Origin of the sequence: Pseudonocardia sp. DR1-2 (assembly GCF_023717215.1) — a bacterium.
GTDB lineage: Bacteria > Actinomycetota > Actinomycetes > Mycobacteriales > Pseudonocardiaceae > Pseudonocardia > Pseudonocardia alni.
In genome coordinates, this window is sequence record NZ_JAMQOF010000002.1 from 275,075 (window position 1) to 287,647 (window position 12,573).

At 74.5% G+C, this 12,573-nt stretch carries 15 protein-coding genes and 1 tRNA gene; 7 read left to right on the plus strand and 9 right to left on the minus strand.

Annotated features, from left to right (window positions below; all coding sequences use genetic code 11):
* Window positions 1-58: 58 nt before the first annotated feature.
* The 4 genes from ND486_RS06080 to ND486_RS06095 are packed head-to-tail and all read right to left on the minus strand — an operon-like array spanning window position 59 to window position 4,662.
* Window positions 59-2,089 carry a M3 family metallopeptidase gene (locus tag ND486_RS06080; RefSeq protein ID WP_251783198.1) on the minus strand — a complete coding sequence of 677 codons (2,031 nt, stop codon included), beginning with the start codon at window positions 2,087-2,089 and terminating at the stop codon, window positions 59-61.
* Between the two features lie 26 nt (window positions 2,090-2,115).
* The gene (locus ND486_RS06085) at window positions 2,116-2,691 is read right to left on the minus strand and encodes a GNAT family N-acetyltransferase (protein ID WP_251783199.1); all 576 of its coding nucleotides are present in this window, start codon (window positions 2,689-2,691) and stop codon (window positions 2,116-2,118) included.
* Complete coding sequence (locus ND486_RS06090; RefSeq protein ID WP_251783200.1) at window positions 2,688-3,167, minus strand: SRPBCC family protein; 480 nt, start codon at window positions 3,165-3,167, stop codon at window positions 2,688-2,690. The genes ND486_RS06085 and ND486_RS06090 overlap by 4 nt, the downstream gene beginning before the upstream one ends.
* The gene (locus ND486_RS06095; RefSeq protein ID WP_251783201.1) at window positions 3,160-4,662 is read right to left on the minus strand and encodes a GMC family oxidoreductase; all 1,503 of its coding nucleotides are present in this window, start codon (window positions 4,660-4,662) and stop codon (window positions 3,160-3,162) included. Before ND486_RS06095 ends, ND486_RS06090 begins: the two co-directional genes overlap by 8 nt.
* 19 nt (window positions 4,663-4,681) lie before the next feature.
* Here ND486_RS06095 and ND486_RS06100 point away from each other — a divergent pair, with 19 nt between their 5' ends.
* Window positions 4,682-5,938 (plus strand): M18 family aminopeptidase, encoded by a 1,257-nt coding sequence (locus tag ND486_RS06100; protein ID WP_251783202.1) that lies wholly within the window; start codon window positions 4,682-4,684, stop codon window positions 5,936-5,938.
* A gap of 290 nt (window positions 5,939-6,228) precedes the next feature.
* A complete protein-coding gene (locus ND486_RS06105; RefSeq protein WP_251783203.1) occupies window positions 6,229-7,542 on the plus strand; it encodes an MFS transporter in 1,314 nt (437 codons plus the stop codon).
* Here the strand turns inward: ND486_RS06105 and ND486_RS06110 are convergent.
* Window positions 7,535-7,939 carry a YccF domain-containing protein gene (locus ND486_RS06110; protein WP_251783204.1) on the minus strand — a complete coding sequence of 135 codons (405 nt, stop codon included), beginning with the start codon at window positions 7,937-7,939 and terminating at the stop codon, window positions 7,535-7,537. The two genes, ND486_RS06105 and ND486_RS06110, sit on opposite strands and share 8 nt — an antisense overlap.
* Window positions 7,940-8,006: 67 nt before the next feature.
* Between ND486_RS06110 and ND486_RS06115 the strand changes: the two genes are divergently transcribed.
* The gene (locus ND486_RS06115) at window positions 8,007-8,876 is read left to right on the plus strand and encodes an oxygenase MpaB family protein (RefSeq protein ID WP_251783205.1); all 870 of its coding nucleotides are present in this window, start codon (window positions 8,007-8,009) and stop codon (window positions 8,874-8,876) included.
* Window positions 8,877-8,975: 99 nt separating this feature from the next.
* On the opposite strand, the gene ND486_RS06120 is transcribed toward ND486_RS06115, so the two are convergent.
* Complete coding sequence (locus tag ND486_RS06120) at window positions 8,976-9,329, minus strand: hypothetical protein (protein ID WP_251783206.1); 354 nt, start codon at window positions 9,327-9,329, stop codon at window positions 8,976-8,978.
* A gap of 21 nt (window positions 9,330-9,350) precedes the next feature.
* Here ND486_RS06120 and ND486_RS06125 point away from each other — a divergent pair, with 21 nt between their 5' ends.
* Window positions 9,351-9,761: a hypothetical protein gene (locus tag ND486_RS06125; RefSeq protein WP_251783207.1), complete on the plus strand. Its 411-nt coding sequence runs from the start codon at window positions 9,351-9,353 to the stop codon at window positions 9,759-9,761.
* 20 nt (window positions 9,762-9,781) lie between these two features.
* Window positions 9,782-10,183, plus strand: a complete 402-nt coding sequence (locus ND486_RS06130; RefSeq protein ID WP_062399291.1) for a VOC family protein — start codon at window positions 9,782-9,784, stop codon at window positions 10,181-10,183.
* 31 nt (window positions 10,184-10,214) lie between these two features.
* On the opposite strand, the gene ND486_RS06135 is transcribed toward ND486_RS06130, so the two are convergent.
* Complete coding sequence (locus ND486_RS06135) at window positions 10,215-10,745, minus strand: DinB family protein (protein WP_374231381.1); 531 nt, start codon at window positions 10,743-10,745, stop codon at window positions 10,215-10,217.
* A 36-nt stretch (window positions 10,746-10,781) separates the two neighbouring features.
* Between ND486_RS06135 and ND486_RS06140 the strand changes: the two genes are divergently transcribed.
* Together ND486_RS06140 and ND486_RS06145 are read left to right on the plus strand one after the other, a co-directional pair.
* Complete coding sequence (locus tag ND486_RS06140; protein WP_178376646.1) at window positions 10,782-11,240, plus strand: SRPBCC family protein; 459 nt, start codon at window positions 10,782-10,784, stop codon at window positions 11,238-11,240.
* 53 nt (window positions 11,241-11,293) lie between these two features.
* Window positions 11,294-11,716 (plus strand): DUF6194 family protein, encoded by a 423-nt coding sequence (locus ND486_RS06145; protein ID WP_251783208.1) that lies wholly within the window; start codon window positions 11,294-11,296, stop codon window positions 11,714-11,716.
* 13 nt (window positions 11,717-11,729) lie between these two features.
* On the opposite strand, the gene ND486_RS06150 is transcribed toward ND486_RS06145, so the two are convergent.
* Together ND486_RS06150 and ND486_RS06155 are read right to left on the minus strand one after the other, a co-directional pair.
* Window positions 11,730-11,815: transfer RNA gene (locus ND486_RS06150), tRNA-Ser, on the minus strand.
* 23 nt (window positions 11,816-11,838) lie between these two features.
* A complete protein-coding gene (locus ND486_RS06155) occupies window positions 11,839-12,564 on the minus strand; it encodes a class I SAM-dependent methyltransferase (RefSeq protein ID WP_251783209.1) in 726 nt (241 codons plus the stop codon).
* Window positions 12,565-12,573 lie beyond the last annotated feature (9 nt).

A 12,573-nucleotide genomic window follows, 5' to 3' on the forward strand; every position in this document is an offset into this window, starting at 1 on the left:
CACGACCGCCCGCCGCCCGGCGCTCCCCACCGGACGGCGGGCGGTCGTGTGTGCCGGGTCAGCCGGCCAGACCGCGCCGCGCCAGCAGCGGCGCGATCTCCGGGTCGCGGCCGCGGAACGCGCGGTAGGCCTCCATCGCGTCGACGGCGCCGCCGCGGGACAGCACCTCGCGGCGGAACCGGTCGCCGTTCTCCCGGCGCAGGCCGCCGTGCTCGCCGAACCAGGCGACGGTGTCGGCGTCGAGCACCTCGGCCCAGATGTAGGAGTAGTACGCCGCCGCGTACCCGCTGCCGCCGAACACGTGGTTGAAGTAGGTGCTGCGGTAGCGCGGCGGGACCAGCGGGTGCGCGACCCCGGCCGCCTCCAGCGCCTGCTGCTCGAACGCGAGCACGTCGGTGATCCCGGCGGCCTCGGCCGGGGACAGCCGGTGCCACGCCTGGTCCAGCAGCGACGCGGCCAGGTACTCCGTCGTCGCGAAGCCCTCGCCGTACCCGCGGGCGGCCTGCGACGCGGCCAGCAGCTCGTCGGGCAGCGGCTCGCCGGTCACGTGGTGGCGGGCGAACGAGGTGAGGACCTGCGGGTCCTCCAGCCACATCTCGTTGACCTGGCTGGGGAACTCGACGAAGTCGCGCGGCACCGACGTCCCGGCGAACGTCGGGTATTCCACCTCGGAGAACAGCCCGTGCAGGGCGTGCCCGAACTCGTGGAACAGGGTGCGGACCTCGTCGAGGGTGAGCAGCGCGGGCTCCCCGGCCGGGGGCTTGTTCAGGTTCAGCGTGTTCAGCACGACAGGCCGCGTCCCCAGCAGCGACGACTGGTCGACCAGCGAGTTCATCCATGCCCCGCCGCGCTTCGACGGCCGCGCCCACAGGTCGGCGCCGAACAGCCCGAGCGGCTCGCCGTCGCTGTCACGGACCTCCCACCAGCGCACGTCCGGGTGGTAGGCGGGCAGGTCGGTGCGCTCGGTGAAGGTGATCCCGTACAGCCCGGACGCGGCGCGGAACACGCCGTCGGTGATCACCCGGTCGAGCTCCAGGTACGGGCGCAGCGCGGCGTCGTCGACGGCGTAGCGCTCGCGGCGCATCCGCTCCGCCTCGAACGCCCAGTCCCACGGCTCCAGGTCGCCCTCGACACCGCCGGCCAGCTCCGCTGCCTCCCGGTCGGCGTTGGCGACGGCGGCGGGGACCAGCGACTCCAGCATCGCGACGGCGGCCTCCGCCGTCCCCGCGGTCGCGTCGTCGATCACGTACGACGCGTGGTCGGGGTACCCGAGCAGCGCGGCCCGCTCGGCGCGCAGCCGCACGATCGCGAGGACGGTGTCACGGGTGTCGTGCTCGCCGCCCTGACCGCGCCCGGTGGACGCACGGAACAGCTCCTCGCGCAGCGACCGGTCGGTGAGCACCGCCAGTGCGGGCTGCGCGGTCGGCAGGACCAGGGTGATCAGCCAGCCGTCGTCGTGACCGCGTTCGGCCGCGGCGGTCGCGGCAGCGGCGACCGCGTCGTCGGACAGGCCACCGAGCCGGTCGCGGTCGGTGACGTGCACGGCCGCGGCGTTCGCCCCGGCCAGCAGCGCCGCACCGAACCGGGTGGTCAGCCCGGACAGCTCGGCGTTCAGCTCCCGCAGCCGGACCTGCTCCTCGGGGCCGAGCCGGGCCCCGGCGCGCACCATGTCGCGGTGGTGGCGCTCGAGCAGCCGCAGCGACTCGGCATCGAGACCGAGGTCGTGGCGACGGGCGTGCAGCGCGTCGATCCGGGCGAACAGGCCCGGATCCAGCGCGATCGCGTCGGCGTGGGCGGCGAGCATCGGCGCGACCTGCGCCTCGATCTCGCGCACCGCGGGTGAGGAGTCCGCCGAGACGCGCGTGTAGAACAGCCGCGCCACCCGGTCCAGCGTGGCACCGGAGCGCTCCAGGGCGACGACGGTGTCGTCGAAGGTCGGCCCGCCCTCCCGCGCGACGATCGCCGCCACCTCGGCGCGCTGCTCGGCCGTCCCGGCCTCGAACGCGGGCAGGTAGTGCTCGTCGGTGATCCGGGAGGTGTCGGGCAGCCCCCACGGCAGCGCGCTCGGGGCGAGGAACGGGTTGCTCATGGGCCCGACCCTACGGCCGGGGACCGTCAGGAACCGGCCAGTTCACGGCGCATCGCGAGCCGCGGCCACACGTCGAGACCGCGCGCGGCCTCGTGCTCCCGGATCGCGCGCAGCCCCGGGCCGGGCGCGATCAGCTCACGGAAGCCGAGCCGCACCCAGTACGGGCCGTTCCACGGCACGTCCCGGTAGGTGGTGAGGGTCAGCGCGGGCAGGCCGCGGTCCCGGGCCCAGCCCGCGAGGTGCTCGACCAGGCCCTCCCCGATCCGCCGTCCGCGTTGCGACGGCAGCACCGACACCTGCTCGACGTGCGCACAGCCGTCGACGAGGTCGGCGATCAGGTACCCGACGAGCCCGGTGCCGGCGCTCCTCTCGGCACCGATGCTCGCTCCGCCTGCGCTCCTCTCGGCACCGATGCTCGTTCCGCCTGCGCTCCTCTCGGCCACCCACGCCCGCCCCGCCACCACGTACGCGGCCAGTACCGCGGCCGGTGGCGGCTCCTCGTCGGCGACGACGTCGAGCCCGATCTCCCGGAACGTCTCCCCCGCGGCGCGCTCGATCTCACGCAGGGCGGGGACGTCGGCGACGCGGGCGGGACGGATCACACCGCGGGATCCTCCACCACCGCACGGATGCGTTCCAGGGTCGTTCGCATCCCCTCGCGATTGGTGCGCCCGCGGGCCCACCCCAGCAGCGTCCAGTAGAGCCGGGTGGCGGCCGAGGGCTCCAGCCGGAAGGACTCGGTGACGTCGGTGCCCGCGGTGCCGTCCGGCGCGGGGGCCGGGGTGAACCGGTAGTGCCAGTGGTTGATCCGCCGGCCGCCGGGCAGGAGCACGACGAAGCCGAACTCGCGGCCCGGCTCGCAGGCGGTGATCTCGCACTCCGACCAGTAGGTCGGGCCGCGTCCGTTGCGGACGACCTTGCCGCGGAACCGGACACCGACGGCCGGACCGGTCGCGCCGCCCAGCCACTGCGCGTCGACGGTCTCGGGTGAGAACCGGCCGGTGTTGCGGATGTCGGAGACCAGCTCCCAGATCCGCTCGGCCGGCGCCGCCATGTGGACGGTGACCTCGTCATGCACGGTGTTCCCCCTCGATGCCGCACACCAGGTCGGCGGCGCGCTCCCCGATCATGATCGCGGTCGCGGCCGGTCCGCGCCGCGGCGCGCGGGGCAGGACCGAGGTGTCCGCCACCCGGAGCCCGGCCAGACCGTGCACCCGCAGGCCGGCGTCGACGACGGCGTCCGGCCCGGAGCCCATCGCGGCGCTGCCCGACAGGTGCACCGAGGTCGTCAGGTGGTCGCGGATCCAGCCGTCGAGCCGGGTGTCGTTGCCGAGCTCCCAGCCGGCGGGGCCACCGTCGTCGGGGCCCGCGCGGTCCCAGCCCGCGGCGCGCAGGATCTCCGCGGCGATCCGCACCGCGGCCCGCATCCGGTGCCGGTCGGAGGTGGTGCGCAGGTAGCGGAAGTCCAGCCGGGGCGGGTCGTCGTGGTCCGGGGAGGTGATGGCGAGCATCCCGAGGCTGTCCGGGCGCTGCACCGCGCACATCAGATGCGCGGGACCGCCGGGTGCGAACGGGTGCGCGAACAGCAGGATCTCCAGGTCACCGGCCGGGTCGGTCCCGGAGTCGAGGTTGAGCGCGGCCTGCGCGGCGACGGCGTCGGCGGGCGGGTCCGGCAGCCCGCTGCGCAGCGGGAGGAACACCGCGGGGTGGTCCGACCAGCCACGCCCGACCCCGGGCAGCTCGTGCGCCACCGCGACGCCCGCGGCCCGCAGGGTGTCCTCCGGCCCGATCCCGGAGCGCTGCAGCAGCGCCGGGGTGCCGACCGCGCCCGCCGTCACGACGGTCTCGGCCGCGTACAGGGTGCGACCACCGACGCGCACGCCGGTGACCCGGTCGCCGTCGAGCACCAGGGTCTCGACCGGGGTCCCCCCGAACACGGTCAGCGCGTCCTTCCACTCCGCGTTCCCCCACGGCGGCGGCAGGTAGGCGGTGGCGGCGCTGACCCGGCGCCCGTCGACGGCGTTGGTCGGGATCGGACCCGCTCCGGGTGGGCCACCGGCGTTCTTGTCCGGCTCCTCGGGGTGGCCGAGCGCAAGGCAGGCGGCCAGGAACGGGTCGGTCGTCGCGGCCCGCAGCCGGCCCGAGGGCCGTGAGATGCGCAGCGGACCGGCGTCGCCGTGCCGGTCGGAGGTGCAGAAGTCGAGGTCGCGCTCCAGCCGCCGGTAGTACGGCAGGACGTCGTCGTAGGACCACCCCGGGACGCCCCAGTCCGCGAAGTCCGCCGGGACGGCGCGCACGAAGTAGCCGCCGTTGATCGCGCCGGAGCCGCCCAGCACGCGTCCGCGCGGCACGGTGCACTCCCGGCCCTGGCACAGCGTCGCCCGGTAGGCCCAGTTCAGGACGTGGCCGGGGGCGGTCGCGGCGAGCGAGGCGATCGGCGTCGAGTCCGGTGGGACGACGACGGCGCCCGCCTCGACCAGCGCCGTGCGCACACCGCGCCCGGCCAGCCGGCCCGCGAGGGTGCACCCCGCGGACCCCGCGCCCACCACCACCACGTCGAAGCTGTCGGTCATTGCTGCCAGGATGCCCCACGTGACCGACGCTGCACGTGATCTCGCCTCGTTCCTCACCGCGAGCCCGTCGCCGTACCACGCGGTGGCCGAGGCGGTGCGCCGGTTGTCCGCGGCGGGCTTCACCGAGCAGCGCGAGGACGAGCCGTGGGCGGACGGGCCGGGCGGGCGCTACCTGGTCCGCGACGGCACGATCCTGGCCTGGTGGCAGCCCGCGTCCGGGCCGGGCGCCCCGCTGCGGATCTTCGCCGCGCACACCGACTCCCCCGGGTTCAAGGTCAAGCCGAACCCCGACGTCGGTGTGGCCGGGTGGCGCCAGGTCGGGGTGGAGGTCTACGGCGGCGCGCTGTGGAACTCCTGGCTGGACCGTGACCTCGGCCTCGCCGGGCGCCTCGCGCTCTACGACGGCCGGGTCGTCCCGGTCCGTGTGGACCGGCCGCTGCTGCGCATCCCGCAGCTGGCGATCCACCTCGACCGCGGCGTGAACCAGGGCCTGACCCTGGACCCGCAGCGGCACCTGCTCCCGATCTGGGGGCTCGGCGACCCGGACGGCGGCGACCTGGTGGAGTTCCTCGCCGTGCGCGTCGGCGAGGACCCCGAGGACGTCGCGGCGCACGACCTGTTCACCTACGACCTGACGCCGCCGGCCACCCTCGGCCGCGACGACGAGCTGCTCGCCGCCCCGCGGCTGGACAACCTGGCCTCGGTGCACGCCGGGATCGGCGCGCTGCTCACCGCCGTCGAGCAGGCCCCGGGAACCGTCCCGGTGTTCGTCGGCTTCGACCACGAGGAGATCGGCTCGGCCAGCGCGACCGGCGCGGCAGGGCCGCTGCTGGAGACGGTGCTGACCCGGCTGGCCGGCGGTTTCGACGCCCGGCACGCGGTGTTCGCCCGCTCGCGCTGCCTGTCGGTGGACGTCACGCACGCCGCGCACCCCAACCACCTGGACAAGCACGACCCGGACCACCTGTCGGTGCCGAACCGGGGGCCGTCGCTGAAGGTCAACGCGGTGCAGCGCTACGCCACCGACGCACCGGGCGCGGCCGCCTGGAAGCGGGCCTGCCGCACCGCGGACGTGCCGAACCAGGTGTTCGTCTCGAAGAACACCGTGCCGTGCGGGTCCACCGTCGGTCCGATCATGGCGACCCGGCTGGGGATCCGGACCGTCGACGTCGGCATCCCGGTGCTGTCGATGCACTCGGCGCGCGAGCTCTGCGGAGTCCACGACCCCGGCCTGCTCGCCCGTGCCGGAGTGGCGTTCCTGACCGACCCGGAGTGATGCGCGGCCCGGTCGACGCGGCCGGGCCGGTTCCAGGGCCACCGGGTCGCGACCGTCGCCGGGAGATGGCGGAGCTCGCAGCCCGGGACGTACCGCCGTCCGAGGAGGAGGTCGACGCGGTCGCCCGGCGGCACGACCAGGTCGACCTCCGCTGAGCGTCCCGCGGAACGCCTTCCGGTCCCGGCGCGGACCGAGACCCGTTCGTTGCCTGTCGCAACGTTGACTTGCGCAACGCTTCCGGGTGACAGTGCTCGCCGTCGGCAACGGGGCCGGGGACCGGGGGCACACGGATGGCGCAGGCAACGGATCTCGAACGGTCGCAACGGCGGCGTGCGGTGTTCGCGTCGACCGTCGGGACGACCATCGAGTGGTACGACTTCTTCCTCTACGGCACGGCCGCGGCGCTGGTGTTCCCGCAGCTGTTCTTCCCGGGGGAGGACGAGTTCGCCGGCATCCTGCTGGCCTTCGGCTCGCAGTTCGTCGGCTTCGCCGCCCGCCCGATCGGCGCCGCCGTCTTCGGGCACTACGGCGACCGGCTCGGCCGCAAGTCCTCGCTGATCGTCACGCTGCTGCTGATGGGCGTCGGGACCGCGCTGATCGGCCTGCTGCCCGGCTACGCCGCCATCGGCGTCGCCGCGCCGCTGCTGCTCACCGTGCTGCGGATCGCCCAGGGCATCGCGGTCGGGGGCGAGTGGGGCGGCTCGGTGCTGCTGGCGATGGAGTGGGGATCGGTGCGCCGGCGCGGGTTCTACGCGTCCTGGCCGCAGATGGGCGTGCCGCTGGGCCTGCTGCTGTCCACCGCCGTGGTCCAGGTGACCTCGGCGGCGACCGGGCCGGCGTTCCTGGAGTGGGGCTGGCGGATCCCGTTCCTGGTGAGCCTGCTGCTCGTCGCCGTCGGGCTCTACGTGCGGCTACGGGTGCTGGAGAGCCCCGAGTTCGCCGCCGTCCGGGAGAAGCGGGAGGTCGTGCGCAACCCGTTCACCCTCGCGCTGCGCGGGCAGTGGCGCGAGATCCTGACCGCGGCGTTCGTCCGGATCTCCGAGCAGGCGCCGTTCTACCTGTTCATCACGTTCGTGCTCACCTACGGCACGAAGCAGCTGGACCTGCCGCGCGGCCAGCTGCTGAACGCGACGCTGGTCGCGTCGGCGGTCGGGCTCGTCAGCGTGCCGCTGTTCGGGCACCTGTCCGACGTCATCGGGCGGCGGCTGATGTACGGCATCGGCATCGTGTGCACCGGGCTGTTCGCGTTCCCCTACTTCGGGCTGCTCGACACGGGGGTCGGCGGGTTCGTGGTGCTCGCGATCGTGCTGTCGCTGGTCTTCCACGACATGCAGTACGGCCCGCAGGCCGCGCTGATCGCGGAGAGCTTCGGGACCAACATCCGCTACACCGGCGCGGGGATCGGCTACCAGTTCGCCTCCGTGCTGGCAGGCGGGCCCGCCCCGCTGATCGCGGCCGCGATCCTGCAGAGCACCGGGTCCAGCACCGGTATCAGCTGGTACATCGTCGGGTGCTGCGTGGTGTCGCTGGTGGCGCTGGTGTTCGTGCCGCGCGCCCCGCGGACCGCCGACAGGTCGGTGGAGGCGGCCGCCCGCGTCACATGAGACGACCGGCCGGCACGTACCGGCCCGAATCGACGATCTGCGAGCCCAGCGGCACCAGCGAGACCGGGATCAGCTTGAGGTTCGCCCAGGCCAGCGGCAGACCGACGATGGTGACCGCCAGCGCGATCGCCGTGCCGATGTGGCCGATGACCAGCCACCATCCGAACAGCACGATCCACAGCACGTTGCCGATCGTCGACGCCGCCCCCGCCGTGGGGCGGCGCACGACCTCACGGCCGAACGGCCACAGCGCGTACAGCCCGATCCGGAACGCGGCGACGCCGAACGGGATGGTCACGACCAGCAGGCAGGCGACGACGCCGGCGACCATGTAGCCGAGGAACAGCCAGAAGCCGGACAGGACCAGCCAGATCACGTTCAGGACGAGGCGGAGCATGCCTCCAGGATGCCCGGATCGTGCGGGTCCCCCTCGGGGTTCCCCCGGAGGCGCCCCCGGGGTTCCGATGATCGACGTGCGGTCCGCGGCCGGGCGGGGTGTCCTGGAGCACATGGTGGATCACGGTCTGTTCGGCCCCCGCTCGGTGACCTGGCGGGTGCACCTCGAACCCGTGATGTGGGTCGCCGGGATGCGCGCGCTGCTGCTGCAGTCGCTCGACCCGCGGGTGATGCGCGGGACGTACCAGAACTCGGCGCTGTTCGACCCGAAGAAGTCCTACGCCCGGTTCCAGCGGACGGTCGAGTTCGTCGGGACCCGCACGTTCGGACCGCGGGCCGACGTCGACCGCGCGGGCGCCCGCGTCCGCCGACTGCACGCCGGGCTGCGCGGGCACGACCCGGACAGCGGCGAGAGCTACCGGATCGACGCCCCGGAGGGCCTGCTCTGGGTGCACGCCGCGGAGATCGAGTCCTACACCGACGTCGCCCGCCGCGCGGGCCTGCTCGACGACGACTCGGCGGACGCCTACGTCGCCGAGAGCGTCCGGGCCGCCGAGGTGGTCGGCATCGACCCGGCGACCGTGCCGTCGTCGGTGGCCGAGATGGCCGAGTACATGGCCGCGGTGCGTCCCCGGCTGCGGATGACCGACGAGGCCCGTCGCGCGGCCGGGAACCTGTTCGCCCCGCAGGGCGCGGCGCCGCTGCAGGTCCGGCTCGGGATCGCCGGCCTGTCCACCCTCGCCCTGGCGACGCTGCCGCGCTGGGCCCGGCGCCTCTACGGACTGCCCGGCCTGCCGACGACCGACTGGTCCACGACGCTCACGCTGCGCGGGCTCCGCACCGCCACCGGGGTGCTGCCGGACGTGCCGGGGCCGCCGGAGATCGAGGAGGCGCGACGACTGGTGCGGACCAGCCGTGCCGCAGCGGGATCCGCGTGACCGAGGGCCCGTGACCCGCCCGGCCGGGTGGGCAGGTCGGCGTCGCGTTCCGCGGAACGCGGCCGACCCCGCAGGACGACGGCCCGTCCGGTGCCTGCCTCACGTTCGTCCCGTGATCTCCTCGACGACGCTGTGCCCGGTGCCGGGCCGCGACTCCCAGGCCCAGGTCTCGTGGGAACGCAGCCGCCCGTCGTCGAGGACCTCGAGGCGGGCCTCGCAGCGACCCGAGCTGGAGGTGCCGTCGATGGAGACGTGGACGTAGCGGAAGCGCAGGACGTCGCCGTCGCGGGTACCGGCCAGCCGGCCCAGCCGGACGGCGCCACCGGCGTACTCGGCCCAGACCAGGCCGTCGGCCTCGTGGTAGTCGAAGACCGTGGTCCGCCCGACCTCGCCGTCACCGGAGTTGTCCACGCCGGCGAACCGGCGGCCGTCCACGCTGGGTGCGCTGCTCACCCGGACACCCTGTCACGGAGGATGACGACCGTGGAGTTCCCCGAGACGCGTCGGACGCCGCTGGTCCGGACGTGCACCGACACCGGCGAAGGTCTGTGGAACGAGCTGCTGGGGATCCTGCTGTCGACCGGCACGTCGTTCGACGTCGTCATGGAGGACATGTTCACCGACTGGTCGGTGGAGCGGGTGGTGGCGTTCGCGCTGGAGGACGGGCTGCCCGTGCGGCACCCGCTGCTGCTCGTCGTCGACGAGCGGGCGCTGGCCGACCACGACTTCCCCGTCGTCGTCGCCGACCTGAGGGGGGAGCCGGGACGGACGTTCCGGATCGCCGCCGCGGTGCTCTCCGGCTTCCCGTCGCCCCGCGCCGGGTTCGCCGACCACGCCGACCACGCGGAGCTGCAGCCCGACCGGACCTTCCGCGGGTTCTGCTGAACGCCGCTACCGTCGGCGTCGTGAGTTCCACGGTCTGGCCGGTGCTGCACTACGACGACCCGGGCGCCGCGGTCCGTTTCCTGGTCGAGGCGGCCGGGTTCGCCGCATCGGTCGTCGTCCACGACGAGGTCGGCGACGTCGTGCACGCCGAGCTCACCCGCGACGGCGGGACCGTCCTGCTGGGCGGCACGAAGCACGACGACGGCGTCCACGCCGGCCTGCACGCCGGCGCCGTGTACGTGGCGTGCCGCTCCGACGCCGACGTCGACGCCGTCCACCGGCGCGCCGCGGATGCGGGCGGGACCGTCGTGCAGGCGCCGCACCCCACCTCCTTCGCGGCGGGCGGCCCGACACGGGCCTGCACCGTCGCCGACCCCGAGGGCAACCTCTGGACCTTCGCGACCTACCCCGGCGGCGGCTGACCCGCGTTCCGCGGAACGCGGCCGGGCCGTCTCAGACGCCGGTGCTCCCGTCGATCCGCTCGCGGACCAGGTCGGCGTGCCCGACGTGGCGGGCGTACTCGGCGATGACGTGGGTGAGGATCCAGACCACCGACACCGCGTTCCCGCCCAGGGAGCCGGTTCCGTCCGGCCCGGCCTCCTCGACGACCTCGCGGGCCCGGCCGACCTCCTCCTCCCAGGCGGCGCGGGCCTCGACGATGCCCGCGCTCCCGAGCTCGAACCCGCCGTCGTGGCCGGTCCCGGGCTCGCGCGGGTGCAGCGGCGGCACGTCCTCGCCGCCCAGGACCTGCCGGAACCAGTTCCGTTCGACGGCGGCCAGGTGCTGCACCAGCCCCAGCAGGGTCAGCGACGACGGCGGCACCGACGCCGTCCGCAGCTGCTCGTCGGTCAGGTCGTCGCACTTCCCGGCCAGGGTGGCGCGGTAGAAGTCGAGCCAGGCCGTGAGCGTGGTGAGGGCGTCGGCCTGCATCGGGGGGTAGGCGCGGTCGGTCATGCCGGTGATCGTGGCAGCGGGGTCCGACATCTTCCGCTCCCGGCCGGGCGGTGGTCCACTGCGGTCGTGACCGACACCTCGCCGACCGTGGTACGCAGCAGCCGGACCGTCGCCGCCGACCCCGCGACGATCTTCGAGCTGATCGCCGACCCCGCCCGCCAGCCGTCCTGGGACGGGAACGACAACCTCGCCGAGGCCGCCCCCGGCCAGCGGGTCCGCGCCGTCGGCGACGTGTTCTCGATGCTGCTGACGCAGGGCACCGTGCGGGAGAACCGGGTCGTCGAGTTCACCGAGGGACGGCTGGTCGCCTGGCTGCCCTCGGAGCCGGGGAGCCCGCCGCCCGGGCACCTGTGGCGCTGGGAGCTGGAGCCCGTCGACGACGCCACGACCCGGGTGACCTGCACCTACGACTGGACCGGCCTCGACCCGGACGACACGTTCCGGCAGAAGCGGGCCCGCGACACCACCGCCGACCGGCTGAGCGCCTCGCTCGATCGGCTCGCCGTCGTCGCCGAGAAGATGTGATCCGTGACACGTCAAACGGACGAACGATCATGGAAAGGTGCTGACCTGGCGGCATGGATGCCGAGCAGGTGATCACCGTTCTGGCCGGGTTCCCCGGCACACGGATCGTCGAGGGCAACGGGGACGCGTTCGCGATCCACGACCCGGACCACGACTACGAGCAGCGTCCCCGGCAGGGCTGGGCGACCGTGGTGCGGTCCGACGTGAACGACACCGCGTCCGACCTCGACCGCCCGGGGGCGTACCGGCTCAACATCGGGCTGCCCACCGCGCGCTACCGGGAGCTGTTCCCGACCGATCCGGGCATCGACCCGGCCGCCCGCGACGTGTTGTTCCCGCATCCCGTCTACGCGGCATACCACTGGGTGGCGGTGGTGGAGCCGGACACGACCTGGCCGCGGGTGCGGGAGCTGCTCGACGACGCGAACGACTTCGCCGTCCGCAAGCACGGGAACGCGGTCCGGCGGCGGGGGTGATCGGCGGCGGCCGTGGCGGAAGCGGGGGGATTCGAACCCCCGGTCCTTTCGGACGCCCGCTTTCAAGGCGGGTGCATTCGGCCGCTCTGCCACGCTTCCGCACGGGAGGGTAACGGGACCGCTCAGCGCTCCGCGCGGTAGTAGGTGACCGGCCCCATCCTGGTCGTCCCGTGCCCGACCACCGTCGCGTCGGTGAACCCCGCGGCCGCGAGCAGCTCCGGCACCGGCTGCTGCGCCCCGTGGCCGTGGCCGCCATGGCCGTGGCCGCCGGGACCGTGGCCGCCGTGATCCCTGCGGGCGCCGTGCCGGGAGCGGCGGTGGGCCGGGTCGAGGCGGGCCAGCAGCGACAGCATCCTGTTCACGGTGCGCATCCGTCCGCCGGTGCGCGGGTCGTGGTCGAGGTCGACCAGGTGCAGGCTCCCGCCCGGCGCCAGGACGCGGTGCGCCTCACGCAGCGCCGCGACCCGGGCGTCGGCGGCGATGTGGTGCAGCATCAGCGAGGAGAGGACCCGGTCGACGCTGCCGTCGTCGAGGGGCAGGTCCTCGGCCACACCGACCTGCAGCTCCAGCTCGACGCCGGCCTCGGCGGCCTTGCGGCGGGCCATGGCGACCGCCTCCGGGTCGGGGTCGACGCCGCGCACGGTGGCCGTCGGAACGGCCTCCGTGGCGCGCAGCAGGACGTTCCCGGTCCCGCAGCCGATCTCTAGCACGCGGTCCCGCGGGCCGATGCCGGCCTGGGCCAGCAGACGCCAGTACATCGGGACGGCGCCACCGAGCCGGGCCACGGTGTCGTAGCCGGGCAGCAGCCGCGAGCTGACGAGCGCGGGCGTGTGGGCGTGCGTGGTCATCGGATCCCC